The organism is Nocardioides sp. DN36, from assembly GCF_055380375.1.
In genome coordinates this window covers 4,383,717-4,410,714 of sequence record NZ_AP043823.1, presented here as the reverse complement: position 1 = coordinate 4,410,714, position 26,998 = coordinate 4,383,717, and the positions used below count along the sequence as shown (strand labels likewise).

General features: G+C 73.0%; 27 protein-coding genes and 3 tRNA genes. 9 read left to right on the top strand and 21 right to left on the bottom strand.

Annotated features, from left to right (window positions below):
* The first annotated feature begins 90 nt into the window (after positions 1-90).
* The 3 genes from ACZ43H_RS22095 to xdhC are packed head-to-tail and all read left to right on the top strand — an operon-like array spanning position 91 to position 4,716.
* Positions 91-1,536: a xanthine dehydrogenase small subunit gene (locus ACZ43H_RS22095; RefSeq protein ID WP_464586474.1), complete on the top strand. Its 1,446-nt coding sequence runs from the start codon at positions 91-93 to the stop codon at positions 1,534-1,536.
* Positions 1,533-3,890, top strand: a complete 2,358-nt coding sequence (gene xdhB, locus ACZ43H_RS22090; protein WP_464586473.1) for a xanthine dehydrogenase molybdopterin binding subunit — start codon at positions 1,533-1,535, stop codon at positions 3,888-3,890. The genes ACZ43H_RS22095 and xdhB overlap by 4 nt, the downstream gene beginning before the upstream one ends.
* A gap of 1 nt (position 3,891) precedes the next feature.
* Positions 3,892-4,716: a xanthine dehydrogenase accessory protein XdhC gene (gene xdhC / locus ACZ43H_RS22085; RefSeq protein ID WP_464586472.1), complete on the top strand. Its 825-nt coding sequence runs from the start codon at positions 3,892-3,894 to the stop codon at positions 4,714-4,716.
* Between the two features lie 110 nt (positions 4,717-4,826).
* Here the strand turns inward: xdhC and alc are convergent, their stop codons facing one another.
* The 8 genes from alc to ACZ43H_RS22045 form a co-directional block, all read right to left on the bottom strand.
* On the bottom strand, positions 4,827-5,963 hold the full coding sequence (alc, locus tag ACZ43H_RS22080) for an allantoicase (protein WP_464586471.1): 1,137 nt from the start codon (positions 5,961-5,963) through the stop codon (positions 4,827-4,829).
* Positions 5,953-7,326: an allantoinase AllB gene (gene allB, locus ACZ43H_RS22075; protein ID WP_464586470.1), complete on the bottom strand. Its 1,374-nt coding sequence runs from the start codon at positions 7,324-7,326 to the stop codon at positions 5,953-5,955. The genes alc and allB overlap by 11 nt, the downstream gene beginning before the upstream one ends.
* Positions 7,299-8,192 carry a factor-independent urate hydroxylase gene (pucL, locus tag ACZ43H_RS22070; RefSeq protein WP_464586469.1) on the bottom strand — a complete coding sequence of 298 codons (894 nt, stop codon included), beginning with the start codon at positions 8,190-8,192 and terminating at the stop codon, positions 7,299-7,301. The genes allB and pucL overlap by 28 nt, the downstream gene beginning before the upstream one ends.
* Positions 8,192-8,503: a hydroxyisourate hydrolase gene (gene uraH, locus ACZ43H_RS22065; RefSeq protein ID WP_464586468.1), complete on the bottom strand. Its 312-nt coding sequence runs from the start codon at positions 8,501-8,503 to the stop codon at positions 8,192-8,194. Before uraH ends, pucL begins: the two co-directional genes overlap by 1 nt.
* The gene (gene uraD / locus ACZ43H_RS22060) at positions 8,500-8,994 is read right to left on the bottom strand and encodes a 2-oxo-4-hydroxy-4-carboxy-5-ureidoimidazoline decarboxylase (protein ID WP_464586467.1); all 495 of its coding nucleotides are present in this window, start codon (positions 8,992-8,994) and stop codon (positions 8,500-8,502) included. The genes uraH and uraD overlap by 4 nt, the downstream gene beginning before the upstream one ends.
* Before the next feature lie 30 nt (positions 8,995-9,024).
* Entirely contained in the window at positions 9,025-10,278 is a 1,254-nt protein-coding gene (locus tag ACZ43H_RS22055; protein ID WP_464586466.1) for a DUF6986 family protein, read from the bottom strand.
* Positions 10,275-10,817 carry a GNAT family N-acetyltransferase gene (locus tag ACZ43H_RS22050; RefSeq protein ID WP_464586465.1) on the bottom strand — a complete coding sequence of 181 codons (543 nt, stop codon included), beginning with the start codon at positions 10,815-10,817 and terminating at the stop codon, positions 10,275-10,277. Before ACZ43H_RS22050 ends, ACZ43H_RS22055 begins: the two co-directional genes overlap by 4 nt.
* Before the next feature lie 176 nt (positions 10,818-10,993).
* The gene (locus tag ACZ43H_RS22045; protein WP_464586464.1) at positions 10,994-12,484 is read right to left on the bottom strand and encodes an NAD(P)/FAD-dependent oxidoreductase; all 1,491 of its coding nucleotides are present in this window, start codon (positions 12,482-12,484) and stop codon (positions 10,994-10,996) included.
* 320 nt (positions 12,485-12,804) lie between these two features.
* On the opposite strand from ACZ43H_RS22045, the gene ACZ43H_RS22040 reads away from it, so the two are divergent.
* Genes ACZ43H_RS22040 through ACZ43H_RS22030 form a run of 3 tightly spaced genes read left to right on the top strand, consistent with a single transcriptional unit; the run spans position 12,805 to position 14,419 of the window.
* Entirely contained in the window at positions 12,805-13,686 is an 882-nt protein-coding gene (locus ACZ43H_RS22040; protein WP_464586463.1) for an ATP-binding protein, read from the top strand.
* Positions 13,683-14,099: a fluoride efflux transporter FluC gene (locus ACZ43H_RS22035; RefSeq protein WP_464586462.1), complete on the top strand. Its 417-nt coding sequence runs from the start codon at positions 13,683-13,685 to the stop codon at positions 14,097-14,099. Before ACZ43H_RS22040 ends, ACZ43H_RS22035 begins: the two co-directional genes overlap by 4 nt.
* Complete coding sequence (locus tag ACZ43H_RS22030; protein ID WP_464586461.1) at positions 14,096-14,419, top strand: fluoride efflux transporter FluC; 324 nt, start codon at positions 14,096-14,098, stop codon at positions 14,417-14,419. Before ACZ43H_RS22035 ends, ACZ43H_RS22030 begins: the two co-directional genes overlap by 4 nt.
* 14 nt (positions 14,420-14,433) lie before the next feature.
* Here the strand turns inward: ACZ43H_RS22030 and ACZ43H_RS22025 are convergent, their stop codons facing one another.
* The 5 genes from ACZ43H_RS22025 to ACZ43H_RS22005 all read right to left on the bottom strand — a co-directional run bounded on the left by ACZ43H_RS22025 (position 14,434) and on the right by ACZ43H_RS22005 (position 16,185).
* Positions 14,434-14,790, bottom strand: a complete 357-nt coding sequence (locus tag ACZ43H_RS22025; RefSeq protein WP_464586460.1) for a metallopeptidase family protein — start codon at positions 14,788-14,790, stop codon at positions 14,434-14,436.
* Between the two features lie 68 nt (positions 14,791-14,858).
* Positions 14,859-14,932: transfer RNA gene (locus tag ACZ43H_RS22020), tRNA-Asp, on the bottom strand.
* Positions 14,933-15,025: 93 nt separating this feature from the next.
* Positions 15,026-15,101 (bottom strand) — tRNA-Glu (locus tag ACZ43H_RS22015).
* Between the two features lie 62 nt (positions 15,102-15,163).
* A complete protein-coding gene (locus ACZ43H_RS22010; protein ID WP_464586459.1) occupies positions 15,164-16,030 on the bottom strand; it encodes an alpha/beta hydrolase in 867 nt (288 codons plus the stop codon).
* Complete coding sequence (locus ACZ43H_RS22005; protein WP_464586458.1) at positions 16,027-16,185, bottom strand: hypothetical protein; 159 nt, start codon at positions 16,183-16,185, stop codon at positions 16,027-16,029. Before ACZ43H_RS22005 ends, ACZ43H_RS22010 begins: the two co-directional genes overlap by 4 nt.
* A gap of 117 nt (positions 16,186-16,302) precedes the next feature.
* On the opposite strand from ACZ43H_RS22005, the gene ACZ43H_RS22000 reads away from it, so the two are divergent.
* Positions 16,303-16,785 carry a MarR family winged helix-turn-helix transcriptional regulator gene (locus ACZ43H_RS22000; RefSeq protein WP_464586457.1) on the top strand — a complete coding sequence of 161 codons (483 nt, stop codon included), beginning with the start codon at positions 16,303-16,305 and terminating at the stop codon, positions 16,783-16,785.
* Between the two features lie 53 nt (positions 16,786-16,838).
* Positions 16,839-16,912: transfer RNA gene (locus ACZ43H_RS21995), tRNA-Phe, on the top strand.
* Between the two features lie 280 nt (positions 16,913-17,192).
* Here the strand turns inward: ACZ43H_RS21995 and ACZ43H_RS21990 are convergent.
* Positions 17,193-17,792, bottom strand: coding sequence for a TetR/AcrR family transcriptional regulator (locus ACZ43H_RS21990; protein ID WP_464586456.1), 600 nt, complete (start codon positions 17,790-17,792; stop codon positions 17,193-17,195).
* A gap of 114 nt (positions 17,793-17,906) precedes the next feature.
* On the opposite strand from ACZ43H_RS21990, the gene ACZ43H_RS21985 reads away from it, so the two are divergent.
* Positions 17,907-18,662 (top strand): SDR family NAD(P)-dependent oxidoreductase, encoded by a 756-nt coding sequence (locus ACZ43H_RS21985; protein WP_464586455.1) that lies wholly within the window; start codon positions 17,907-17,909, stop codon positions 18,660-18,662.
* 100 nt (positions 18,663-18,762) lie between these two features.
* Here ACZ43H_RS21985 and ACZ43H_RS21980 read toward each other — a convergent pair whose 3' ends face one another.
* The 7 genes from ACZ43H_RS21980 to ACZ43H_RS21950 form a co-directional block, all read right to left on the bottom strand.
* Complete coding sequence (locus ACZ43H_RS21980; protein WP_464586454.1) at positions 18,763-20,421, bottom strand: alpha/beta hydrolase; 1,659 nt, start codon at positions 20,419-20,421, stop codon at positions 18,763-18,765.
* A 149-nt stretch (positions 20,422-20,570) separates the two neighbouring features.
* Positions 20,571-22,115 (bottom strand): xylulokinase, encoded by a 1,545-nt coding sequence (locus ACZ43H_RS21975; RefSeq protein ID WP_464586453.1) that lies wholly within the window; start codon positions 22,113-22,115, stop codon positions 20,571-20,573.
* Complete coding sequence (locus tag ACZ43H_RS21970; protein WP_464586452.1) at positions 22,115-23,515, bottom strand: pyridoxal phosphate-dependent decarboxylase family protein; 1,401 nt, start codon at positions 23,513-23,515, stop codon at positions 22,115-22,117. Before ACZ43H_RS21970 ends, ACZ43H_RS21975 begins: the two co-directional genes overlap by 1 nt.
* Before the next feature lie 109 nt (positions 23,516-23,624).
* A complete protein-coding gene (locus tag ACZ43H_RS21965) occupies positions 23,625-24,236 on the bottom strand; it encodes a hypothetical protein (protein WP_464586451.1) in 612 nt (203 codons plus the stop codon).
* A complete protein-coding gene (locus ACZ43H_RS21960) occupies positions 24,233-25,345 on the bottom strand; it encodes a hypothetical protein (RefSeq protein WP_464586450.1) in 1,113 nt (370 codons plus the stop codon). The genes ACZ43H_RS21965 and ACZ43H_RS21960 overlap by 4 nt, the downstream gene beginning before the upstream one ends.
* A gap of 18 nt (positions 25,346-25,363) precedes the next feature.
* Positions 25,364-25,882, bottom strand: coding sequence for a hypothetical protein (locus tag ACZ43H_RS21955; RefSeq protein ID WP_464586449.1), 519 nt, complete (start codon positions 25,880-25,882; stop codon positions 25,364-25,366).
* A gap of 75 nt (positions 25,883-25,957) precedes the next feature.
* On the bottom strand, positions 25,958-26,923 hold the full coding sequence (locus tag ACZ43H_RS21950; RefSeq protein ID WP_464586448.1) for a glycosyl hydrolase: 966 nt from the start codon (positions 26,921-26,923) through the stop codon (positions 25,958-25,960).
* Positions 26,924-26,998 lie beyond the last annotated feature (75 nt).

The window sequence follows — 26,998 nt, the reverse complement described above, 5'->3', positions numbered from 1 at the left end:
GCACCTCCTGACCGGGCGGTCGCCACGCGACGACCGCCCCGGCTGTCACCCTGCCCGTCACCCCGGCCGTCGCATCAGGAAGTGCACCCCATGGAGCCACCCGTCATCACCGTCAACGGCGCGCCCTCGCCCCTGGCGGGGACACCCCCGCACACGACGGCGCTCGCCTGGCTGCGCGGGCGCGGCCTGACCGGCGCCAAGGAGGGCTGCAACGAGGGCGAGTGCGGCGCGTGCTCGATCCTCGTCGCGCGGCCCGGCACCGACACCCCGACCGAGTGGACTGCGATCAACGCGTGCCTGGTGCCGGCCGCGGCCCTGGCCGGCCAGGAGGTCGTCACGGTGGAGGGGCTGGGAAGCTCGGAGGACCTGCACCCGGTCCAGCGTGAGCTCGCCGAGCGGGGCGGGTCGCAGTGCGGCTACTGCACGCCGGGGTTCGTGTGCAGCATGGCGGCGGAGTACTACCGCCCCGGGCGCACGCGGCAACCGGTCCAGGACGCCGGGCCCGAGCACGGGCCCAACGGGTTCGACCTGCACGCGCTCAGCGGCAACCTGTGCCGGTGCACGGGCTACCGGCCGATCAGGGACGCGGCGTACGCGCTCGGACCGGTCCCGGAGGACGACGCCCTGGCCGCGCGCCGCGACCGGCCGGCGCCCACGAGCCCGGCCGTCCGCCTCGGCGTCGAGGGCGCCGAGTTCGTGCGCCCGGCCGCACTCGAGGACGCCCTCCGCCTGCTCGCGGAGCGTCCCGACGCCACGGTCGTGGCCGGGTCGACCGACTGGGGCGTGGAGGTCAACCTGCGCGGCGCGCGGAGCCCGCTGACGCTGGCCGTCGACCGGCTGCCCGAGCTGCGCGGGCTCCGCCTCGAGCAGGACCAGGTCGAGATCGGCGCCGCGCTCACCCTGACCGAGGTGGAGCGTCGGCTCGACGGGCGGGTGCCGATCCTCGCGGAGCTGTTCCCGCAGTTCGCCTCGCGACTGATCCGCAACGGCGCCACCCTGGGCGGCAACCTCGCCACCGCCTCCCCCATCGGCGACACGCTCCCGGCCCTGCTGGCGCTGGACGCGAGCGTCGTCCTGTCGTCGCTGGCCGGCGACCGCGAAGTGCCGCTGGCGGAGCTGTTCACCGGCTACCGGGAGACCGTGCGCCGTCGCGAGGAGCTGATCCGGTCGGTCCGGATCCCGCTCCCCCTCGCCGGCATCCAGGCGTTCCACAAGGTCTCCAAGCGCCGCTTCGACGACATCTCGAGCGTCGCGGTCGGCTTCGCCCTCGACGTCTCCGACGGTGTCGTGCAGCGGGCCCGGATCGGGCTCGGCGGCGTCGCGGCCACGCCGGTCCGCGCGCTGCGCACCGAGCAGGCGCTCACCGGTGCGCCGTGGACCGAGGAGACGGTCCGGGCGGCGGCGGACGTGCTCGGCGGCGAGGGCACCCCGATGGACGACCACCGCGCCAGCGCGGCGTACCGCTCCGCGATGCTGCGCCAGTCGCTGCTCAAGCTCTGGGCCACCCGGGCCGACCAGGCGGAGGTGGTCGCATGAGCCGCTCGAGGGGCTCCACCGCCGGGGTGGGAGCGGCGCTCCCCCACGAGAGCGCCGCCCTGCACGTCACCGGCGAGGCGCTCTACACCGAGGACCTCGCCCTGCGGGCCCGCGACGTGCTGCACGCCCACCCGGTGCAGGCCCCGCACGCGCACGCCCGGGTCACCGGGTTGCGGCCCGAGGCGGCGTACGACGTCGCCGGCGTGGTGCGGGTGCTCACCGCGGCCGACGTCCCCGGCGTCAACGACGCGGGGGTCAAGCACGACGAGCCGCTGTTCCCCGACGAGGTCATGTTCCACGGGCACGCGGTGTGCTGGGTGCTCGCCGAGACCCCCGAGGCCGCGCGGCTCGGCGCGGCCGCGGTGCAGGTCGACTACGAGCCGCTGCCGTCGATCCTGACGGTCCGCGAGGCGATCGAGGCGGACAGCTTCCAGGGCGGTCGGCCGACCCTCGAGCGCGGTGACGTGGCCGCCGGGTTCGCGGGGTCCGCGCACGTGTTCAGCGGCGAGCTCGACCTCGCCGGGCAGGAGCACTTCTACCTCGAGACGCACAGCTCGCTCGCCACCGTCGACGAGGCGGGGTCGGTGTTCGTCCAGTGCAGCACCCAGCACCCCACCGAGACCCAGGAGATCGTCGCTCACGTGCTGGGCCGCAGCAGCCACGACGTGGTCGTGCAGTGCCTGCGGATGGGCGGCGGCTTCGGCGGCAAGGAGATGCAGCCGCACGGCTTCGCCGCGGTCGCCGCGCTCGGTGCCGTGCTGACCGGGCGGCCGGTGCAGCTGCGGCTCTCCCGCACGCAGGACCTGACGATGACCGGCAAGCGCCACGGCTTCCACGCCCGGTGGCGCGCCGGCTTCGACGACGACGGCCGGCTGCAGGCGCTCGAGGCGACGCTGACCTCCGACGGCGGCTGGAGCCTCGACCTCTCCGAGCCGGTGCTGGCGCGGGCGCTGTGCCACGTCGAGAACGCCTACTGGATCCCGCACGTGCTCGTGCACGGCCGGATCGCCCGCACCAACAAGACCTCGCAGACCGCGTTCCGCGGCTTCGGCGGCCCGCAGGGGATGCTGGTGGTCGAGGACGTGCTGGGCCGGTGCGCCCCACTGCTCGGCCACGACCCCGCCGAGCTGCGGCACCGCAACCTCTACCGGCCCGGCCAGGCCACGCCGTACGGCCAGCCGGTCCGGCACGCCGAGCGGCTCGACGTCGCGTGGCGACAGCTGCTCTCGTCCAGCCGGTTCGCCGAGCGCAGCGCCGAGGTCGCCGCACACAACGCGACCCACCCGCACAGCCGGCGCGGTCTCGCGATCACGCCGGTGAAGTTCGGGATCTCCTTCAACTTCACCGCCTTCAACCAGGCCGGCGCGCTCGTGCACGTCTACAAGGACGGGTCGGTGCTGATCAACCACGGCGGCACCGAGATGGGCCAGGGCCTGCACACCAAGATGCTGCAGGTCGCGGCCACCGCACTCGGCGTGCCCCTCTCCCGGGTGCGGCTGGCGCCGACGCGCACCGACAAGGTGCCGAACACCTCCGCCACCGCCGCCAGCTCCGGCGCCGACCTCAACGGCGCAGCGGTCAAGGACGCCTGCGAGCAGATCCTGGCCCGGTTGCGTGACGTCGCCGGCGGCCGCGAGCTGGCCTGGGAGGACCTGGTGCGCGAGGCCTATCTCGCCCGCGTCCAGCTGTGGGCGGCCGGCTTCTACCGGACCGAGGGCCTGGTCTGGGACTCCGCGGCGATGCGGGGGCAGCCCTTCAAGTACTTCGCGTACGGCGTGGCCGCGACCGAGGTCGAGGTCGACGGCTTCACCGGGGCGTACGCCGTGCGCCGGGTCGACATCGTCCACGACGTCGGCGACAGCCTCTCGCCGCTGGTCGACGTGGGCCAGATCGAGGGCGGGTTCGTGCAGGGCGCGGGCTGGCTGACGCTGGAGGACCTGCGCTGGGACGAGTCGTCCGGGCCGGGCCGCGGGCGGCTGCTCACCCAGGCGGCGAGCACCTACAAGCTGCCGAGCTTCTCCGAGATGCCGCCGGAGCTCCACGTGTCGCTGCTCTCGGAGGCGACCGAGTCGGGCGTGGTGCACGGGTCGAAGGCGGTCGGCGAACCGCCGCTGATGCTGGCGTTCTCGGTGCGCGAGGCACTGCGCCAGGCGGTCGCGTCGTTCGGCCCGCCCGGCACCAGCGTGCACCTGCCCTCACCCGCGATCCCGGAGGCCGTCTACTGGGCGGTCGAGGCAGCCCGGTGCGGCACCGGTCCGCTCCCCACGGCCGACCACGGCCCCGTGGTGCCCGAGCTGCCGGACGGGCCGCCGCTGCGGCCCGCGTCGGAGCAGCGCGTCCTGGGAGGTGCCTGAGATGGACTGGGTGCGGGCGGTCGCGCACCTGCGCGAGACCCGGGAGGCGGGAGTCCTCGTGACCGTGGCGACGGTGCGCGGGCACGCGCCGCGTGAGGCCGGGGCCAAGATGGTGGTGTCCGCCGGGTCGACGTGGGGGTCGGTCGGCGGCGGCAACCTGGAGGCGGTCGCGGTCGAGCGGGCGCGCGAGCTGCTGGCTTCGTCGTCCTCGCCCTCGGGTCCGGAGCTGGTCGAGGTCGCACTGTCGGACCGCGCGGCGTACCAGCACGGCGTCCAGTGCTGCGGGGGCGAGGTGACCCTGCTCCTCGAGCCGCTGGCGGTGGTGCCGGCGGTGGCGTTGTTCGGGATGGGCCACGTCGGGCTCGAGCTGGCCCGGATCCTGGCCCGCCACGACCTCGACCTGCACCTGGTCGACTCGCGTCCCGAGCAGCTGGACGCCGAGCGGCTGTCGGTGCTCGCCGACGCGCGGGCGCACGTGCACGTCCACCAGGTGCCGGTGCTGCCCGAGCTCGTCATCGCCGACCTCCCTCCGGGCACGCACGTCCTGGTCATGACCCACGACCACGCCGAGGACGTCGCCCTGTGCGACGCGGCGCTGCGAGCTCCGCATCTGGGGCCGATCGGCCTGATCGGGTCCTCGGCGAAGTGGGCGCGGTTCCGGGGCCAGTTGCTCGAGGCGGGCCTGCCCGCGGAGGCCGTCGACCGGATCCGCACCCCGATCGGGTTGCCCGGCCTCGGTGGGAAGGACCCGGCGACGATCGCGGTGAGCGTGGCCGCTCAGCTGCTGGGTGAGCTCGAGCGGTCACGTCCCCTGGCCGGGCGGTGAGCAGGCCACCGTTCCCGCCCACCGAACGGTGGCCCACTCACCGCCCACACCCGCGCACCCGACCCGGCGGTGACCCAGCCACCGTTCCCGCCCACCCAACGGTGGCCCACTCACCGCCCGGGCGGCTCGGCGTCCCACAGCACCGCGGCCAGGACTGCCGGCGGGAGCGGCTCACCGGCCAGCACACGCGCGACGTCCTCGACGGGGACCTCGGCCTCGGCCAGCACCTCCCGGGTGGAGGCCTCGGGCATCAGGGACAGCCACCGCGACACCAGGCCGGCCAGCACTCCCGGGGCCACCTCGCCATGCACCCGCAACCGGGCCACCCCGCCGTCGGGGTAGACGTTCAGCATCACCCCCGAGACCGGCGCGGGCGCCGCGACCCGGAAGAAGTGGCGGGTGTCGGGCTGCAGCCGGACCCGCGGGACCAGCGGCGCCCACGACCCGTCGTCCAGCAGGCCGGCGAGAGCGCACGCACCCGGCGCGTTGCCCACGAAGTACGACGTGTCGACCTCGATCCGGCGCACGATGCCGGGCGCGGCGAGCGACACCGTGACGTGGTCGTTGCCGTCGTCGCGCCGCCGCGCGTTCTCCCAGCCCTCCCCCATCACCCGGGCCCGGTCGGGCAACAAGAGCTGGCGCGGCGAGGAGTAGAACCGGTTGGAGCAGTCGACGACGTCGCCGCCGAGCTCCAGCGCCGCCAGGTCGACGGTCCCGGTCATCAGCCGGGGGTCGGGCACCGGCGTGCCGTGCACCCGGAAACGCGCCACCCCGCCGTCGGGGTGGATGGTCAGCCGCACGTGCGTCCAGCGCGCCCCCGAGGTGACCTCGAAGTGGTTCTCCGCATCGCCGCGCAGCCGCGACCTCGGCACCAGCGGCGTCCACGTGGCCGACTCCAGCTCGGCCGGGGACGGGTGCCCCAGCAGGGAGGTCGCCTCCACGGACGCGTGCGGCGGGAAGTTGCCGGTGAACCACGACGTGTCGACGACGACCCCCGCCACCACGCCCGGAACGCCCAGCCGCACGATCGCCCAGTCCTCCCCGGGCTCGCGGCGGCGACGGGTCTCCCAGCCGTCGTACACCTTCCCCTTCGGCCCGAACTCCGTCGGGTCGAAGACGGCAGGACCCGGCTTGATCAGGTTCTCGCGCTCGGCGAACAGCTCGTCGTTGGCGTGCACGACGCTGCCGGCGAGCGACCGGGAGGCCAGGTCCGGCAGGTGGGTGAAGGTGGGCGCGTCATCGGCCACGGGGTGCTCCTGTCAGCAGCCGCCCGCGGGGGGCGGCGTCGAGGTGGATCGGTTCGCCGTGCAGCCAGGTGCGGCGCACGGCGCCGGTGAGCGAGCGGCCGTCGTACGGCGTGACGGGGTTGCGGTGGTGCAGCCGGGCCGCCTCGACCCGCCACTCCTCGTCGGGGGCGAAGGCGCAGAGGTCGGCGTCGAGACCCACCGCGATCGCGCCCTTGGTCGGCAGGCCCGCCAACGCGGCCGGCGCCGTGGACATCCAGCGGGCCACGTCGCCGAGGGCGAAGCCACGGGCCCGGGCCTCGGTCCACACGGCGGGCAGGCCCACCTGCAGCGAGGCGATCCCGCCCCAGGCCGCCCCGAAGTCGCCGGTGTCGAGGCGCTTGAGGTCGGCCGTGGACGGCGAGTGGTCCGAGACGACGAGGCTGATCACGCCGTCGCGCAGCGCCGCCCAGAGCGCCTCGCGGTTGGCGCCCTCGCGGATCGGCGGGCAGCACTTGAACTCCGTGCCGCCCTCCCGGATCCGCTCGGCCTCGAAGGACAGGTAGTGCGGACAAGTCTCGGCCGTGATCGGCAGGCCCTCGGCCTGCGCGGCGGCGAGGAGGGGTACGGCGTCGGCGCTGGAGAGGTGCAGGACGTGCACCCGGCAGCCGGTCTCACGGACCAGCCCGACCAGCGCGCCGATCGCGCGGTCCTCCGCGGCACGCGGCCGGGACTCGAGGAAGTCCGCGTAGCGGCGGCCGCCGGCCTCGCCGACCAGGTCGGCGTCCTCGGCGTGCACGACCAGGAGAGCGTCGTACGCCGCCAGCTCGCGCATCACCCACTCCACCTCCACGAGCGGGAGCGGCGGGAACTCGGGCACCCCCGAGTCGACGAGGAAGCACTTGAAGCCGCGCACCCCCGCGTCGTGCAGCGCCCGCAACGAGGCGAGGTTGCCGGGGACGGCGCCGCCCCAGAACGCCACGTCCACGTGGCACTTCCCGAGCGCCGCGGCGCGCTTCACCTCCAGGGCAGGGACGTCCACCGTCGGCGGGATCGAGTTCAGCGGCATGTCGACGATCGTGGTGACGCCTCCTGCGGCGGCTGCCCGGGTGGCGCTGGCGAACCCCTCCCACTCGGTGCGGCCGGGCTCGTTGACGTGCACGTGGCTGTCGACCAGCCCGGGGAGCAGCACCTCGTCGTCGGCGAGCTCGACCACCCGGTCGCAGGCCAGTCCCGGAGCGACCGCGGCGATCACCCCGTCCCGGATGCCCACGTCGGCGGCGACCTCGCCGATCGGCGTCACCACCCGGCGGGCGCGGACCACGAGGTCGAGCGCGGGATCGGGCACCCGGTCCGGCATCAGCAGAAGCCCGGGATCGCGTGCCACGCCGAGCCCGGGTCCGAGGCCTCGTCGCGCACGACGCTCGCCTCGATCAGCCCGTAGGGCCGGTCGGCGGCGATGAACACCTCACCGGGGTTCTCCAGCCCGAACGGCGCCAGGTCGACCAGGAAGTGATGCTTGTTGGGCGCCGAGAACCGGATCTCGGCGACCTCGGGGTGCTGCTCGAGCACGGCCTCCCCCATGCCGTAGAGGGTCTGCTGCAGCGCGTGGCTGTGGATCTCGGCGAACCGTGTCAGCAGCAGCGCCTTGATCGAGGCGAAGGAGGCGTCCCAGTCGACCTCGGCGGCGTCGTACCGCCACCGGGCGACCAGCGAGGTCGCCAGGATCCGGTCGTCGGCGTCCTGCAGCGTGGTGTAGCGGTCGCGCAGGAAGCCCCGGAACTCCGACCCGGTGGTCTTCATGACCACCAGGTCCTGGATGCCCGAGACGACGTGGGCACGCCGGTCGGCCCCGCGACCATCGACGTTGACGACCGTGGAGCGGGTGCCGGCGCCGGCCCGCACGAAGGCGTGGTCGTGGTCGTCGATCCGCTCCCACGCCTGCTCGGTGACCTCGACCCGGGCGCCGTCGGCGGCGGGCGCCGCGGTGAGGAAGTGGTCGGCCAGCGTCAGCGCGTAGTCCTCGATCGCGCCGATCCCCTTCTCCCTGGCGAAGGCGAAGGCGGTGTTCTTCTGGGTGTCGGTGGGCAGCACGTCCTTCTGGTCACCGGTCACGTGGGCGTCCTCGAAGCGGCCCCGCAGCGCGGACGAGACGGTCAGGTCGCGGACCTGGTGCCGCGGGGTGTCCCGCACGACGCGGACGACCCGGCTCTCGGCCTTGCCGTACTGGTTGGGCCCGAGGTGGATGCCCATCAGCTCCCCCGATAGGTCGAGTAGGCGAACGGGCTCAGCAGCAGCGGCACGTGGTGGTGCCGCTCGTCGGCGACGGCGAAGGCGATGGTCACCTGCGGGAAGAACGCGTCCGCGCCGGCGTACGCCGCGACGTCGAAGACGAGCTCGTAGGTGCCCTGCCCCAGCTCCTCGGGCCCGAGATCGGCGACCCGGCCGTCGTCGTCGGTGACGGCCTCTGCGAGGACGGCGCCCTCCCGGCACAGGCGGACGGGTACGCCGGCCGCGGGCCGCCCGCGCGCGGTGTCGAGGACGTGCGTGGTCACCAGGCTCATTCCGCGAGCACCTTCCCGAGACGGAGCAGGGCGATCCGGCGCAGCTCGTCGGCGACCACGGCCGCCTCGGTGGCGTGGTCGTTGCCGAGCCGCTTCCGCGCGGCGGCGAGGATCTCCTCGGCCGACAGCCCGGTCGCACAGATCAGGAACACGTGGCCGAACCGCTCCTCGTAGTCCCGGTTCACCCCGACGAGCTCGGCGCGGGTGCGGTCGTCGCGCGAGACACCGGACTGCTCCTGACGCGACCACGCCGACCCGGTGTCGCCGCCCTGCGCGCGCTCGCCGATCCGCGGGTGCGCGGCCAGGGCCCGGTCGACCTCGTCCGGCGTGAGCGACCGGGCCGCCTCATCGGCGGTCGCGAGCAGGGCGTCGACGTCGGCGTACGGCCGCGCCTCGACCACCGCCCGCGCCCAGGACGGCACGTCGCAGCAGGCGAGCAGGGTCGAGTGCAGCTGCTCGGCCGGTGCGGCGTTGATCTCCTCGAGATTCACAGGTCCCCCTGGTCCATGGGTCTCACTGGTTCATCGGTCGTCTCGGTTCGTCGACCCGGTCCATCGACTCGGTGGGGGTCGTCGGGCGAGCACGGCGAGCCGCTCGGCGTCGACACCGGCGAGCTCGTCGACCTCGGCCTCCTCGACGGCCCCGCACTCGACGCCCCGCAGGACGAACCCGGCCAGCGCCGCTGCGGTGGCCGGCTCGTCGAGGTAGCCCGCGTCACCGCCCCCGACGTAGGCGCGGAGCCGCCGGGCGGCGAGCGGCAGTCCGTCGCGGAAGAAGGAGTACGTCGCGACGTACCTGCTCGGCAGCTGGTGCGGGTGCAGGTCCCAGCCCTGGTAGAAGCCGCGCTCCAGCGAGCGTCGCACCAGCCGGGCGTGCAGCCGCCAGGCGTCGGGGGCGCCGTCCCCGACGGGCAGCACGTTGGTCGAGCCGTCGCTGAGGTGGACGCCGGTGCCGGCGGCCGCGACCTGCATGACCGCCTTGGCGTGGTCGGCGGCGGGGTGCTCCATGCTCTGGTGGGCCGCCGCGATGCCGCAGGACGCGGAGTAGTCGTAGGTGCCGTAGTGGAGGCCGGTGCAGCGACCGTCGGCGGCACGGATCATCGGGGCCACGAGCGCGGTGCCGTCCGGGCCGCACACCGCCTGCGGCGTCTCGACCTGGACCTCGAAGCGGAGCCGTCCGGTGGACAGTTCGTGTGCGGCCTCGAGCCGTTCGCAGACGAGCACCATCGCGCCGACCTGGTCCACCGACGTGACCTTGGGGAGGGTGACCACGAAGCCCTCGCTCAAGGCCCCGGCTGCGACCAGCTCGCCGACGACGAGGTCGAGGGAGCGGACGCCCCGTACCCGCGTCGGCCGCTCGAGGCTCTTGAACCGCACCCCGTGGAACGGCGGGGCGACTCCGTCGAGCACGGACCGGGCCAGCGCCCTCGCCGCGGCCCGGGCGTCGGCGTCCTCCTGCTCGTCGGGCCGGGTGCCGTAGCCGTCCTCGAGGTCGATCCGCAGGTCCTCGACGGGCTCGGTCGTCAGCTTCGCGCGCACCCGCTCCAGCGTCGCGTCGTCGACCGGTCCGAGCGCGGTGACGCAGTCGGCCAGGACCCGGCTCGCCTGCTCGCCCCAGGCGGCGATGGTGCCGCCGTCGTACCGGTCAGCGGGGACGTACGCCGTGTGCACCGGCTGCCGCACGCCCCGATCGCCCGGGTAGCCGGAGGCCAGCGCGTCGTCGGCGCGGCCGAGCCGCGCGTCGAGCTCCGCGAGCAGCCCTGTGAGGTGGGTCACCCGGCGATCATGCCACCGACACTGTCAGCGACCGTGGAGATCCAGTAGCGCCGTTTGCCGGCGCGCACGTCCTCGAGCTCACCGCCGCCGTTCTCGATGGTGCGCCGCGACCCGACGTTGTCCTCGTCGCAGGTGACCAGCACCCGGTCCAGGCCGAGCTCGGCGGCGCGGGACACCGCCAGCGCGAGCGCTCGCGACGCGTGCCCCTCGCGGCGCCGGGCGGGGCGGACGGAGTAGCCGATGTGGCCGCCCTGCTCGAGCAGGAAGTCGTTGAGCCGGTGCCGCAGCGCGACGAAGCCGATCATCTCGCCGGAGTCGACGATCCAGGAGTAGTCACAGCTCACCCAGCCGTTCGGGAGCTCGGCGGTCGGGTCGGCGAACAGCAGCTTGTCGGCCACGAACTCCTCGAACGCCGCCCGGTCGAGCGGCTGCCCGTCCTGGGGGCAGCCGGACCCGTGCGGGTACTCCGCGCCGAAGTCGGTCAGGGTCGCCACCCAGTCGTCGTACCAGCGCAGGTCGGGGGTCACGAGCTCGGTCATGGCGTCATTCCACCAACCCGCACCCGACCACGGCCACCGAGTTCCCGCCGCCCCCGACGTCGCGAGAGAAGTTGAAGTGGGCCCGATTCAGTGTCGAGCTGGGCGTGATTCGGGATCTGGCGCCGAATCAGGCCCAGCTCAACGCCGATTTCGGCCCAGCTCAACGAGTGGTTCGGTCAGCGGCGCTCGGCGAGGTGGACGCCGCGCTCGCCGGCATCGGTGAGGCGGGCCTCCTCGGCTGCCTGCGCCTCGAGCTCCGCGCGCCGGGTGGTCTCGAGCAGGGCCCGGGCGGCGTCGTACGCACCCGGCTCGGAGACCAGGTCGGTCGCGCCGCGCTTGAGCCGCGCCAGCGCGCTGCGGGCGAAGATCTGCTGCTCGGTGGTGGTGCGCTCGGAGCGGCCGCGGCCCAGGAACGAGACGAACCAGTGCAGCACCGCGGTGACCCGGTTCTTGAAGCCGGTGATGTAGACGAGGTGCACCGCCAGCCACATCAGCCAGGCGATCACGCCGGTGAGCCGGAGCTTGCCGACCATGGCGACCGCGCGGAACCGGCTGATGATCGCCATCGAGCCCTTGTCGAAGTACTTGAACGGGCCCTGCGAGGGCTTGCCCTTGATCCGGTGGTCGATCTCCTTGGCGGCGTACTTCGCGCCCTGGATCGCGACCTGGGCGACGCCGGGGAGGTTGTCGAGGGAGATCATGTCGCCGACCACGAAGACCTCGGGGTGGCCGGGCAGCGTGAGGTCGGGGTTGACGCTGATCCTGCCCGCGCGGTCCAGCGGCGCGCCGGTCTGCTCCGAGAGCGTCTGGCCGAGGGGGTTGGCCTGGACGCCGGCTGCCCAGATCTTGGTGACCGTGTCGATGCGCTCGACCCGGCCGTCCTTGAACTTCATCTCGATGCCGCGCTCGTCGACGTCGGTCACCATCGCGCCGAGGATGACCTCGACGCCGAGCTTCTCCAGCTCGGCCTTGGCCTTGTCACCGAGCTTCTGGCCGAACGGCGGGAGCACCTGCGGCGCGGCGTCGACGAGGACGACCCGGGCGCTGCGGGTGTTGATCGCACGGAAGTCGCGCTTGAGCGTGCGGTGGGCCAGCTCGGCGATCTGGCCGGCCATCTCCACGCCGGTCGGGCCGGCGCCGACGACCACGAAGGTCAGCAGGTGGTCGACGCTGTCGCCGCGCACCGCGCCGAGCTCGGCCATCTCGAAGGCGCCGAAGATCCGGCCGCGCAGCTCGAGGGCGTCGTCGATGTTCTTCATGCCGGGGGCGAACTCGGCGAAGTGGTCGTTGCCGAAGTAGGACTGGCCCGCGCCGGCGGCGACGATCAGGGAGTCGTACGACGAGACCGTCTCGCGGCCGAGCACCTGCGAGGTGACCGTGCGGGCCTCGAGGTCGATGCCGGTGACCTCGCCGAGCAGCACCTGGGCGTTGCCCTGACCGCTGAGGACCTCGCGCGTGGGCGGCGCGATCTCGCCCTCGGAGAGGATGCCGGTCGCCACCTGGTAGAGCAGTGGCTGGAAGAGGTGGTGCGTGGTCTTGGCCACCATCGTCACGTCCACGTCGGCCCGGCGCAGCGCCTTGGTCCCGAACAGCCCACCGAACCCGGACCCGATCACCACCACCTGGTGGCGCTTGCCCGTCCCCTGCTCCGTCTGCGTGCCTGCCATGCCGAACCTTTCCCGCGGCGATGGGCCTCGCCGTGACCGACGGGCCCGCGTGCTCCCTCATTGTCCCGCTGCACGCCAGTGCTTGACCAATCGGCCCCCACGTGAGGCGGAGCACTCGCGCGCCCCTTCACGGGCCGGTCGCGCGAGCGCCGATCCACGTCGTACCCAGATGCTGCCGAAACTTTCAACGACCCACGTTTCGCTGCCGGCCGAGCCGGGTAGACAGACGGACAATGAACTGATCGATCCCCCGCCCCTCCGGAGTGATTTCCGTGCCGCTGAACCGGCCAGCCCTGACCTTGGGTTCTGGTCCCCGCGGCGTGCAGAACGCACGTCGCTGGGTGGTTGACACCTGCACGGACATCGATCGTCCCGATCTGGTCGAGTGCGCCGAGCTGGGGGTCTCCGAGCTCGTCACGAACGCCCTGCTGCACGGTGACGCGCCGATCCAGGTCCGGGTCCGCGGCACCCGCGAGCACCCGCGCGTCGAGGTGCGTGACGGCTCGCTCGAGCCGCCGCGGCTCCCGGAGACCCACCCCACCGACGAGGACGAGCTGCTGCTGACCTTCGGCCGCGGCCTGGGCATCGTGGCCCGCTGCGCCGACGCGTGGGGCGCCGAGATCGAGGACGACGGCAAGGTCGTCTGGTTCGCCCCGAGCAGCCACGTCCGCGACGAGCTCGCCGAGGGGATCATCACCGGCGTGGTCGACCCCGCGCCGCGCGAGCCGCGTCCCGACGACGTGGCGGTCAAGGTGGTCGGCGTCCCGCTGCGCACCTACCTGCGCTTCCAGCACCACTACCGCGAGCTGCGTCGCGAGGTCCGGCTGCTCGCCCTGACCCATGAGGCCGACTACCCGCTCGCCAAGGACCTCTCCGACGTCTTCGGCTCCCTCGAGCGCCAGCTGCGCGACGGGATGGGCGCCGACCAGATCGACGCCGCGATCCGCGACGGCCGCGAGCTGACCGACCTCCACGTCACGATGCCCGCCGAGGACGCCGGCAAGATCGGTCACTTCATCGAGCTCCTCGACCTGGCCGACGCGTTCTGCCGCGAGGAGCGGCTCCTCTCCCTGGCCCGCACCCCCGAGCAGCAGCAGTTCCAGCGCTGGTTCCTCGGGGAGTTCGTCCGACAGAGCATCGGGGAGTCCCCGGTGGCATGGCACGATTCCGGCGTGCCGAGCCCCCGCAGCAGCGTCTCGTGACGCCGCCTCCCCCGCCGCGGCTCATCGCCGCGGTCGCGGTCGGTGGCGCCCTGGGCGCCCTGCTCCGGTGGGGCCTGGGCGAGCTGTTCCCCGACGGCCACGGCTTCCCGTGGACCACCTTCGCGATCAACGTGACCGGCTCGTTCCTGCTCGCCACCCTCCCGGCCTTCTACGCCGTACGCCGCAGCCCGGCGCTCGCGGCCGGGCTCGGCACCGGGGTGCTCGGGGGCTACACCACCTTGTCGACGTACTCCGAGCAGACCCGCAGGCTGCTCGACGCCGGGGACACCGGGACCGCGCTGACCTACCTGCTCGGGACCCTGGCCGCCTGCGTGGCAGCCGTGGCGGTGGCGCACCGGCTCTCGAGCCCGCTGGCCCAGCGCGCGTTCGAGGACGAGGAGGGCAACGAGTGACCCCGCTGCTGGTCGCCCTCGGCGCCGCGGTCGGCGCGCCGTTGCGCCTCCTCGCCGGCCACTGGCTCGACCGCCGGTTCCCCTGGGGCACGCTGACGGTGAACGTGGTCGGGTCGTTCCTGCTGGGCCTGCTGACCGCGACCGCGCCCGGCGAGCACGCCCTGGCGCTGCTCGGCACCGGCTTCTGCGGCGGGTTCACGACGTACTCCGCGTTCGCGGTGAAGGCCCACGAGCGTGGGCCGGCCGGCGGTGCGTCGTACGCCGGCGTCACCCTCGCGCTCGCGCTGCCGGCGTGCGCGCTGGGCTACCTCCTGGGCTGAGCCGCGCGGCCGGATCAGGCGTAGCCGAGCTCGTGGAGCCGGTCGTCGTCGATCCCGAAGTGGTGCGCGATCTCGTGCACCACCGTGATCCGGACCTCCTCGACGAGCTCCTCCTCGCTCTCGCACATGTCGAGCAACGGCCCCCGGAAGACGAAGATCCGGTCCGGCAGCTCCACCGGCGGCGTGCCCCACCGCTCGGTCAGCGCGACCCCCTCGTAGAGGCCCAGCAGGTCGTCGGGCTCGCCCTGCGGAGGTTCGTCCTCGACGAGCACCACCACGTTGTGGACCAAGGCGGCGATCTCGTCGGGGATCTCGTCGAGGGCCTGGTCGACGAGGGCGTCGAACCGGGCGGGATCCATCTCGATGGGCACGGGTCCATTCTCGGGGTGCCCGCAAATGCAAGAACGCTCCGGATCTGGTGATCCGGAGCGTTCGTCTGCGACCCCGACGGGACTCGAACCCGCGGCCTCCGCCGTGACAGGGCGGCGCGCTAACCAACTGCGCTACGGGGCCAGGATTTCTTGCTGGTGCCTCACTGGTGAAGCGGGTGGAACTCTAACCCATGGTTGGTGCTGACTCCCAATCGGGACTCTCGCGACCCTGAGCTGGCACCCCCAACGGGATTCGAACCCGTGCTACCGCCGTGAAAGGGCGACGTCCTAGGCCGCTAGACGATGGGGGCCTGACTGCCCCGACAGCATAGGGGTGGCGCGTGGCGCGCTCCAACCCGACGCGACGCGCGGACTACCGGCCGCGGACCCAGTGCAGGACCCGGCGCGAGAGCCCGGTCGGACGCCCGTCGGGCTCCTCGAGCAGCTCGTAGCCGTGGCCGGCCTCCTCGAGCGCGAGGTCGCTGCCGCGGGGAGCGCTCGCCGCCGCCTCGCGCATCGCGGCGACCTCGTCCTCGCCCTCGTCCCTGGCGACGGCGAACAGCGTGGGCGCCTCGAGCCCGCGGGCCGCGACGTGCACGGCCGGGACGGCCCACTCGTCGGGTCCGGACAGGTCCACCACGGCGTCGACCCGGGGGTCGCGGGACGCGGTCAGCACGGCCAGACTGCCGCCCATCGAGGCGCCGACCAGCACCACGCGCCGGGCGTGCAGGTCGTCGACGGCGTGATCGACGGCCAGCCCGACCTGGTCGGTCTGCCGCTCGACGTAGCCGCCCTCGCAGCGGGCCTCGCCGTAGGCGCACAGGTCGAGCGCGAGGGCCGTCACGCCGGGCACCTCGGCCAGGTGCTGGGCGAAGCTGAGCCACCCGCACAGGCCGTTGCCGTCGGTCTGGTGGACCAGGATCGCCACGGTCCTCCCGCGCCCGGCCGTCACGGCAGGGAGCACGACCCCCGCGGGACCGTGCAGCGCGAGCGACCGGTACCGCTGCTCCGCCACCCGCTGCGGCAGCGGGCCACATCGGCCCAGGGGGCCGTCGACGGCGCGCCAGGGCAGCGGGTCGTACGCCGGCGTCGGGGTCGACGTCGGGGGTGCCGCCGCCCGCTCCGGGGGTGCCGGGTCGCCAGCGTCCCCGCCGGCGGAGCACCCGCCCGTCAGGGAGCCCAGCCCCAGCAGCAGCGACACCAGGGGTCCGAGCGCGCGCGCCGCGGGCACGACGTTCACCGGGTGTGCCGGTAGTCGAGGGTGCGGGCAGTGCTGTCCCAGCGCGCCGTCCGGATCCGCGCGCCGGCGCCTGCGGACCGGCGCCGTCCCGGTCGCAACCGGCGCCATGCCAGCAGCGCACAGCCACCCCCACCCAGCAGCAGAGCCACCAGCACGCCGCCCACCCCCGTCCCGATCGGAGCCCCCGGTGGGCTCGCCACCAAACTAATACGAGTTCGTAGTTGTTTCCAGCGTTTCGCCCGCCGGGATCCAGGCCCCGCCACAATGACCCCATGAGCGAGGAGCACCAGCCCGGGCGCCAGATCGGGGCGGTGGACGGCAACCTGGTCCTCGACCTCTTCGTGCTCCACCAACGGATCGGCGAGCTGATGGAGGCGACGCTCGCCGGCACCGGCGTGCGCCCGTCGGAGTACGCCGTCCTCAGCCAGCTGGGCGGCTCGCCACTGACCCCGCGAGAGCTGACCGACCGGCTCGGGGTCACCGCCTCCACGCTCACCGGGCACCTGGCCGCCCTCCGCGGGCGCGGCCAGACACGCACCACCGCCAACCCCGCCGACGGCCGCTCGCACCGGGTCGAGCTCACCGAGACCGGCGCGGAGACGCTGCGGGAGTGCCGGGACCGGTTCCGGCGGATGCTCGCCGACCTCGACCGGACCCTCGGCGCCGACGCGGGTCGCGCACGTGAGCTGCTGGTCCGGATCGACCGCGCCGCCTCGGAGGTCACCCGGCTCGCGCAACGGCGCGAGTCGTCCTGACCCGGGCCCATTTTCGTACGCCGCGCGCCCCTCCGGTATGGTGACGCCTGCTTGGGCAGGTAGCTCAGTTGGTACGAGCGTCCGCCTGAAAAGTGGAAGGTCGGCGGTTCGACCCCGCCCCTGCCCACAAGCACCGGGAGCCGCAGGTCATCGACCTGCGGCTCTCGTCGTCTCTCGCCCGGCCACGTCGAGCGCGGCCGCGCGCCTCAGGTCCCGGCCACGTGCCAGGGGTCGTTGCACCCACACGTGTCGCGCAGGTTCTCGGCGGTCGCCACCGGCTCGGGACAGTAGGGCCTGAGCCCCCACAGGCGGTCGACGAACGAGCGGCGCTCAGCCTTGGCCGCATGTCCGCACAGAGGGCACCTGTCCACACCACGAGCGTAGTTCGCCACCTGTCCGGTCGGACCTCAACGCGCCTCCGCGGCGAGGTCGTGCGGCCACCAGTCCGGGACCAGCCGGACGTACATCCGCATGAAGTCCTCGACATCGAGCTCGGGTCGCTCGAGCCAGCCCTCGATGGCTCCCACGGTGCCGTCGGCGAGGAAGCGCCCGGCCACGTCCGCGACGACCTCGTCGTCGACGCCGGGGACCGGCACCCGCACCTCGACCCGGGCCAGCTCGCGGAGCCGGCGGCTGCTCTCCCGGAAGTGGCCGCTGAGCATCGCGTGCAGGCTGGCCTCACCGCTCCCGGCCCCCAGGCCCCGGCGGTAGACGGCGGCGTACCGCTCGACGTGGCGCAGCACGCCCTCGGTGATCGACGTGACGGCACGGGCCACGTCCCGGCCGCTGTCGTCGAGCAGCTGCTCGCGCAGCGCGTCGAGCTCGACCAGCAGCGCCTGCTGCAGCAGCTCGGCCGGCGACGCGGCGTGCTCGTACAGGGTCGAGCGGTGCACCCCCGCCGCGGCCGCCACCTCGGTGACGCTCAGCTCCGCCACCGGGCGCTCGGCGGCGAGCCGGAGCACGGCGGCGTGCAGCCGGTCGCGGGTACGGCGCTGCCGCGGGTCCATGGTCACCTCCGGTCGGGAATGTTCTCCGACAACTGTAGGTTACAGAGATATCCGACAGATGTCGGAAAGAAGTCGGCGCCGCGCGTCCCGCGACGCCGGGACAGGAGGAGAACCATGGCCACCTACGACGTGGCGGACCGCTCGGCGATCGTGACCGGAGCGGGATCGGGCATCGGACGGGCGATCGCCGCCCTGCTCGCGGAGAACGGTGCGGCCGTCCTGGTCGTGGACCTCGACCGCGACGCTGCCGAGGTCGTCGCCAAGGAGATCACCGCGGCCGGCGGCAACGCCGAGGCCTTCGTCGGCGACGTCGCCGACCCCGAGGTCGCGGCCGCCGCGGTCGCTGCCGCACAGGCGCTCGCGCCGCTGCGCATCGCCGTCAACAACGCCGGCATCGGCGGCGCGGCCGCTCCGGTAGGCGAGTACCCGGTCGACAGCTGGCGCAAGGTCATCGAGGTCAACCTCAACGCCGTCTTCTACGGCATGCGCGCCCAGATCCCGGCCATCGCCGGCAACGGCGGCGGCGCGATCGTCAACATGGCGTCGGTGCTCGGCTCGGTCGGCATCCCCGGCTCCTCGGCGTACGTCACCTCCAAGCACGGCCTACTCGGGCTCACCAAGAACGCCGCCCTCGAGCACGCCGCCCAGCAGGTCCGCGTCACGGCCGTCGGCCCCGGCTTCATCTCCACCCCGCTGCTCGAGGCCAACCTCGACGCCGAGACCCAGCAGGCGCTGGCCGACAAGCACGCCGCCGGCCGGCTCGGCACCCCCGAGGAGGTCGCGGCCCTGGTCGCATTCCTCGCCTCCGACGCCGCGAGCTTCATCACCGGCAGCTACCACCTCGTCGACGGCGGGTACGCCGCCCAGTGACGAGCTCGGTGACGGTGCCGGCACCGCCACCCGGTGACGCGAACGCACGAGGGCCGCAGCCGGATCACCGGCTGCGGCCCTCGTCTTTGCCTGCCTGACGTCAGCGCTTCGTGATCGCGTCCGTGATCAGGTCGCGCAGCGTGCCGGTGTTGTCGTCACGCACCGGCGCGCGGAGGCTGCGCGCGGAGGGGGTCGCCGGCGTCGGGTCCGGCGGCGGCACCGGAGCGCACTTCACGTCCGAGCGGTTGTCGCCCGCCCGGCGCTTCGGGACGTGACCGGTGAGCAGGTAGCTCGCGATCCGGTTGTCCACGCAGGAGACACCGGAGAGCGACCCGGCGTGTGTCGTACCGCCCACGCCCTCGATGAGGACGGACTTCGGGAACCGCTGGCGCACCTCGATCGCGCCGGCCCACGGCGTCGCCGCGTCGTTGGTCTCCTCGATCAGCAGGATCGGCTTGACGTGCTGGCCCTTGACGTTGACCGGCTTGCCCGACGGCGCCGCCCAGGTGCGGCAGGGCAGGTTGTACCAGGCGTTGTTCCAGGTGAGGAACGGAGCGGTGGCGTACAGCTTCTGGTTGTCCCGCTTCCAGGTGCTCCACCTCTGCGGCCAGGGCGCGTCCGCGCACTGCACGGCCAGGTAGTTGGCGTAGGTGTTGTCGGCACCGGGACCGGTCGGGTCGCCGTAGTAGTCCTTGGCCGGGCCGAGGTCGCCCTGGGCAGCGGCCTCCAGGATGTGCGCGGTGTCGTCCCACCCGTAGACGTAGTAGGCAGCGCCCACGAAGACGTCGTTCCAGTCGGCGGCACCGAAGTCCGGCTCCGGGTTCTTGGTCAGCTTGTCGAGCACGTCGTAGTAGATGGCGCGCACGGCGTCACCGTCGGTGCCGAGCCCGTACACGTCGTCGTGGCTGGCCACCCAGTCGAAGAAGATGTCGATGTTCTTGTCGAACTGCTTGTCCTGCTCGAGGTTGGCGTCGTACCAGACGTCCTCGGGGTTCACGACGCCGTCGAAGACGAACCGTCGCACCCGGTCGGGGTGCATCGTGGCGTAGACCTGGCCGAGGTAGGTGCCGTAGGAGAAGCCGTAGTAGTTGATCTTCTTGCGGTGCAGCGCCTTGCGGATGCTCTCCATGTCCTTGACCCAGGTGCGGGTGTCGGTGTTCCGGAGCAGCCGGAGGTTCGCGTCCTTGCAGGCGACGGAGTAGCCCATCGCCTTGTCCTGCCAGTAGTCCGTGATCTTCGGCGAGACCGGCTCGTAGGCGGGCCGGCCGGCGGCGAAGTAGTTGCCGTCGCAGCTCAGGGAGGGCTTGCTGCTGCCGACACCGCGCGGGTCGAACCCGATCCAGTCGTACGGGTCGCCGCCGCCGTTGGGGACGTACGCCCCGAGCCGGGCCAGGCCCAGACCGGAGCCGCCGGGGCCGCCGGGGTTGACCAGCATGACGCCCTGGGCGTCCGCCTTGGACGTCGTGTGCTTGATGCGCGAGACCGCCAGCTGGATCTTGCGACCCTGCGGGCGGTCGTAGTTGAGCGGCACCTTGACCATGCCGCACTTCGCGCCCGCGTCCTGCAGGCTCTGGGACGCGCACTCGCCCCACGTGATCGGCGGCGGCTGGTACCCGCGCGCCGCGACCTGCTTGAGCGAGTGCTGGACGGCGGTGCGGGCGACCGGCGCCTGGTGTGCGTTCGCGGCGACGGTGCCCATGGTGGCGACACCCGCGCCGACCAGGGCCGCAACCGCGGCCGCGCTGACGAGCTTCCTCATGGAGGTTCCTCCCGTTGGTTCTCCCGGGGCCGGGGGTGTGGCCCTCGGACAACCAACCACGACAGTGCGGCTTCGCGGAAGACCTGCGCGCCGACGACTCGTGTGCCAGGCACGCGACATGGCGCGTCGTCAGGCACACGACCCCGTGGTCACCGGCCGAATATCCGCCGTTGCGCGCGGTAGAGGTCGACGAACGCCGAGAACGCGCGGTCGTAGGTCTCCCGGGTGGCGCGGTCAGGGTCGAGCACGGCGTCCACCGGCACCAGGTCCCGCACCTCGGCCCAACCGATCTCCCCCAGCGCCAGCCCGCTGAGCAGGCCCACGCCCCGCAGGCCGGTCAGCAGCGGCTCCGCGATCCGCTCGACGCGACGCCCGGAGACGTCGGCGAGGACCTGGCACCACAGCAGCGACCGGGTCCCACCGCCCACCAGCCGCAGCGGCTCGAGCCGTCGCCCGGCCACGTGGTCGGCCGCCTCGAGGAGCCAGCGCGCGTTGAGAGCGACGCCCTCCAGCACCGCACGGACCAGGTCGGCGCGGGTGGTGGAGAGCGACACGTGGTGGAACCCGCCGCGCGCGGCCCGGTCGTCCACCGGGGAGCGCTCCCCTGCCAGCCAGGGCGTGAAGACGACGCCGCCCGCCCCCGGCGGTGAGGTCTCCGCCAGCGCGAGCAGGTCGTCGTACGCCGGTGGCCCGCCGTCGTCGGCCAGCACCCGCGCGAGCCACTCCAGGCAGCGTCCGGCGGTCTCCTGGTTGTTGCCGAGCAGGTAGCGGTCGGGCCGCAGCCCCGGCACGGTGGCCATCTGCCGCAGCAGGTCCGTCCTCTTGTCGGGCAGCGGGCAGCTGACCCAGGCCGTGGTGCCGATCGAGAGGTGCGCCTCGTGGTCGCGGACGCAGCCGGACCCGAGCGCGGCGCCGTGCAGGTCCGGCACGCCGGCCACGAGCACGGCGTCCGGCGAGATCCCGAGCTGCGCGGCGACCTCGGCGCGCACCGGCCCCACCACGCTGCCGGTCGCGACGAGCGGCGGCAGCCGGCCGGGGTCGACCCCCGCCCGGCGGACCAGCACCGGGTCGTAGGCGAGCCGCTCCGGGTGCCGGTTGTCGGTGAGCCAGGCGGCGGTCATCGAGGCGGGGGTGGCCGCCGCCACGCCGGTGAACCGCATCGCGAGGGCATCGACCGGCTCGAGGTACCAGCGGGCGGCCGCCGCCACCACGGGCTCGTCGTGCTCGAGGTGCAGCATGTGCCCGACCGGGTCGGCGCCGGACGTGGAGGGGATGCCGGCGGTGCGTCGTACCCACGTCGCGAGGGCGGTCGCCCGGTAGCCCTGGACGTGGCCGCCGACGACGGCGCGCGACCACGCCGCCCCCTCGGTGTCGCTCCACATCAGGCACGGGCCGACCGGCAGACCGTCGCCGTCGACGGGCACGGTGCTGGCCCACTGACCGGTGACGCAGACGGCGACGACCCGGCCGCCGTCGACGTCCGCCTCGGCCAGGCAGTGGCGCGCCGCCGCCGTGACCAGCCGCCACCACTCCCCGGCGTCCTGGGTCACCCGGCCGCCCGGACCGACCTCGGTGCACAGCGGCTCCGAGGTCCAGGCGAGCACCTCGCCGCGCAGCGTCACCAGCCCCACCTTGACGTTGCTCGACCCGAGATCGACCGCGAGCACCAGCCGGCTGCCCCCGGGCGTGGACATCACGTCGCCGGCGGCACCGAGAGCTCGGTGTCGAGCATGTCGTCCATGACCGAGACGATGAACTCCTCCGCCTCCAGGCTCATGCCGCCGGGCACCCCGCCGTAGATCGCCCCGGAGAAGGCCTGCTGGCCGCCTGCCTCGGCGCGCCGGGCGTAGGCCACCCCCTGCTCGAGGTCCTCGGCGAACGTGTCCACCAGGCCCGGCTGCGTCTGCGGCCCGGTGACGGCCATGTGGATCGCGTTGGGGTACTGCTGACCGTTGAACCGCCAGCCGCGGCCGCGCATGAGGTCGGCCACGTGGTAGATGTCGAAGTCGTCGGAGGTGAAGCTGAAGCAGAACGTCGGGCTGCCCATGATGCGCAGCTCGGGGTGCGACCGGACCACGTCCTTCATCTCGTCCGCGGTGCGGAAGATCGCGCGCGCGTGCTCCAGGTAGCCCTCGCGGCCCAGCTGGACCATGGCCGCCCAGGTCTCGGCCAGCAGCCCGCCCGAGCGGGACCCCTCGATGCCGGGCGACATGTACTTCCCCCCGCTCCAGCCGGGCAGGTGGAAGTACTGCGCGTCCCGCAGCCCCTTGTCACGGAAGAGCACCGTCGAGGTCCCCTTGAACGCGTAGCCGTACTTGTGGGTGTCGGCCGAGATGCTGGTGACCCCCGGGACCCGGAAGTCGAAGACCGGGATGTCGTACCCGAGCTCCTGGCCGAACGGCAGGATGAACCCGCCGAGGCAGCCGTCCACGTGCATCCCGACGCCCTTGGCGGACGCGACCTCCGCGAGCGCGGCGATCGGGTCGATGGTCCCGTAGCCGTAGTTGCACGCCGACCCCATGATCGCGATGGTCCGGTCGTCGATCTCGACGGCCACCCGGTCGGGGTCGACGAGGGTCGTCACCGGGTCGACCGGCACGGTGCGCAGCTCGATGCCGAGCAGCCGGCAGGCCTTGTCGAAGGCGGGGTGGCCGGTCTCCGGCTTGACGAAGTTGGGCCAGGTGACGCCGCGGGCGGCCGCGTGCTCCCGGTAGGACAGCACCGCGTGCAGGATGCTGCCGCTGCCGCCGGTGGTCACCAGCCCGCCCGGTTCGCCGTCGGTGACGGCCTCGGCGTGCAGCAGGTCGAGCGCCATCGCGATGATCTCGCCCTCGAACTTCGTGGCGCTCGGGCACATGTCGCGCTGCAGGACGTTGACGTGGGCGAACAGGCCGAACGCCTCGGTCAGGAACCGGTAGTGCTCGTGGTCGCCTGAGTACATCGTCCCGGAGCACTTCCCCGTCTCCCAGAACGCATCCTCCTCGGTCGCCATGGCCCGGAGCTCGGCCAGCAGGTCCTCGCGAGGCGTCCCCCGGTCGGGCAGGACGCGGTGCACCGGGAACCTGTCGGCGTAGGGGAAGTCGGTGTCCGCCATCGCTCGCCTCCGCGGGGTCGGGTTGCCTCCACCCTCCGCGGCCACCGGGTACGGCGGACAGGGCCAGTGGTCCCGCGGGCTGACCGCCTGTCGACCCTGGGGTGCGGCCTCAGGTCTGGGGCACGACGTCCGGCACGACGTCGAGCACCGCGTCCGCGAGGCCCCGGTCCGCGTCGACGTCGGCGGAGGTGCCGCCCACGCGCTTGTCGGAGATGCGCACGGCGACCACGAGGTTGCGGTCGCGGACGGTGAGCCCCACGCTCGCCGAGGCGGGCGCGGTGTCGGAGGTCATCGCCACGACGCTCACCCCCTCCTCCCACCAGCCGTCCACGGTCTTCGGCTCCACCTCACGAACGGTGCCGTCGAGGCCGACCTGCCCGCCGTCACGCAGGTCGTAGAGCGAGTTCTTGGCGCCGTCGGATCGCGAGGAGAGCTCCACCTGGACCACGAGTCGTCCACCGTCCGGGGTGGCCACCCTGGCCATGCACACCGCACTCCTGCTGCCGCCGTCCGTGGTCTCGTCGGCGCTGGCCTCGGCCGCCGGCAGGGACGGGTAGGCGTCGCCCACCAGGCCGGTCAGGTCCAGCTCGCCGCAGGTGTCCGCGTCGACCGCCCCCCAGGAGGGCGACTCGTCGCCGCAACCGCCGAGCAGGCCCGCCAGGAACACCAGCGAGGCCAGCCCGCCCGCCAGACGCACCGTCCGCAGCCCTCGCGTCGTCACTGGTACTGGTTGCTGGAGTTGTGGTGGAAGCCGCCGGGACCGCCCGGGCCCTGGGCCAGGTCCGGGCTCCTGAGCCACAGCAGCGAGAGGTCCTCGAGGGCGTCGATGTTCTTGTCCACCTTCACCAGGTAGTCGACGTCGAGCTGGTCCCACGCCTTCGTCAGGTTGTCCCCGATGCTGTCGATCGCCGTGTGGAAGTCCGCCACCACGCCCTCGGGTCGCTGGGACGCAGCGGTCTGCGGGACCGCCGACTTCTCCGGGATGCCGTCCTGCGCATAGCCGATGAGCGTCGAGGCCGTGGACCGGGCGTCCCCGGTGACCTCGTCGAACTTCTCGACGTACTGCTGCATCGAGTCGGGAACTGCGATCGGGATGATGTCGATCAGGTCGAGGATCGTGCTGGCGATCGTCAGGAACTCCGTCGGCGAGATGCTGTGCGCGTCCTGCCGGGCACGCAACGCGTCGTCGACGCGGGTGACCATCGCGGCCACGGTGTTCATGGCGCTGTTGCGTCCCATGTCGACCACGCCCTTGGCGGCCCCGCAGGCGTTCTGCAGCATCTCCGCGACCCAGGCCTGGTTGTCCACGCACTGCGGCATGAGGTTGTAGAAGTTGTTGAAGAAGTTCGTGGCCGTCAGGCCTTCCCAGTGGCTCTCCGAGTAGTCGAGCTGCGCGAAGTCGTCGGGGACCTGGGTGCCCAGGACGATCCGGATGTCCTCGAACTCCGAGGCGGCGCTCTCGAGGTGCCCCGGCCACGGATCGATGATCGTGTCGAAGCGCGGCTTCAGCTCGGCGACCTTCCCCCGTGCCCAGCTGTCCGCGAACGACGCCCAGCCACTGCGCTCGTGCTCCCAGTGCGCCCGAGCGGCGTCCTCGCTGCCGACCTCGAAGTCGTAGAGGGTGAAGGTGAGCGAGAACGGGTACTTCTCACCGACCATCACCGAGGTGCGGTACTCGACGCCCATCGTGGACTCGTGGTGCCAGTCCTGGTTGGCCTGGTAGGCGTCGAGCGCGAGGGTGATGGTGCCGAAGTCGACCAGCATCGTCTCGAACTCGTCGAACTTGCTCGAGAACTCGCTGTCGCTGAAGGGGACCTGGGGCTCGCTCATGTCGTCACGTCCTCGAGATCAGATCAGGATCTGGCGGCCGCCGGGTTTCGGGATCGTCTCCCGCGGCGGTTCGTAGGGCTCGTCGGGCCGCGGCGGGTCGGGCACCGTCGCCGGTGGGTCCGAGTAGAGGTTCTGCTCGGAGACCTGACCGAACATCGACCGGAAGGCGGCTCGGGCGTCCTCGTCGGTGGCGGCGTAGTCATCGGCGATCTTGACCAGCACCGGCCCGAGGTCGCGCAGCGAGAGCGTGGTCTTGTAGATCGCGAGGTGCAGTCGCTCGCGCAGGTCCAGGATCTTCGACAGGGCGGCCGGGTTGCCGGCGGCCGCCTGCACGGAGGAGACCCCGTGGCCGGCGTACTGGGCGTCGGAGGCCAGGCCCGAGAACCGCTCCGCCTGGGCCGGGAAGTGGAGCCGTCCCGCCTTGTAGAGGCTGTACAGGTCCAGGCCGAACTGGTTGCCGTGACCGACGTCCCCCAGGTTGCCCCGCGAGCTCGTCCCGTCAGGACGGTAGCCCGGCGCGTACGGATCGGATCCCATGCGTTCCCCCTCGACGATGGTGCGACGAGGGTGTCCTGCCCGACCGGCGCCTCGCGCAAACCCGTCGGCCGGAGGTCAGTGGTCGGTCACGATCTCCCGCCACGCGCGCTTCGAGGTCTCGTCGTGGAGGCGGTAGTCGAAGCCGACGAAGGAGTCGAAGTACGTCGCGAACACGCCGCCGTTGTCGCGGACGAAGTCCGCCATGCCGCGCAGCCACTCCGCGCGGCCCTGCTCGCCGCCGTCCGTGTCGACCACGGTGGTGCCGAACTCGGCGATCCCCCACGGCTTGCCGTGCTGCTCGGCCACGGCCCGCACCGGCGACAGGATGCTCGCCGGGTCCCGGTAGACGCCCTTGCGACGGCCGTTGTTGTAGCAGTCGAAGCCCAGCACGTCGATGCTGTCGCCGCCCGGGTAGTAGTCGGCGAAGTCCCGGCCCGACTTCGGGCTCAGCGTCCAGCACATCAGGACCAGGGTGGAGCGCAGGTCGGGGTTGGCGGCCGCGTCGGCCAGGTCGTCGAGGTGCTGCCAGGCCAGGCGGTACGTCGCCAGGTCGATGTCGTCGTTCTCGGGCTCGTGCCAGTAGGTCCAGTACGTGACCCGGTCCCGGGGCGCGTCGGCGAACCACTGCCGGAACCGGTCGTCGTACCGGCCGGCGACGACCGCTGCCGGGTCGGCCTTGAAGGAGACCACGACCGGGGTGTCGTGCACCTTCTCCTCGATGCTCGCCCAGGTCGCCGGCAGTCCGGGGAAGAACATCCTGATCGCGTCGAGGCCGCCGTACGCCGCCTGCACCCGCTGGTAGGCGTGCTCGTAGGTCTCCCCACCGGCCCGGTAGACGGTGCCGCCCCACAGCGGTCGGCCCGCCGTCGGGGCCGGGGCGGTCGTCGGCTCCGGGCACAGGTGCCTGCGGCACCAGCCCCGGTCGTGCCCGCCGTCGCGCGTCACCGCGGCCGACGAGGGAGTGGCGGCGAGGCCGGCCAATGCCAGGGTGAGCACCAGTGCCAGGGGGCCGGTCCGCGACCGGAGACGTGACGTGCGCATGCGCCTGCGACCTTCCATGAGCTCTGCCCCCGCCCGGTGGTCCGTGTCGGTGTCAGGATGCCGGGATCCGGCCGA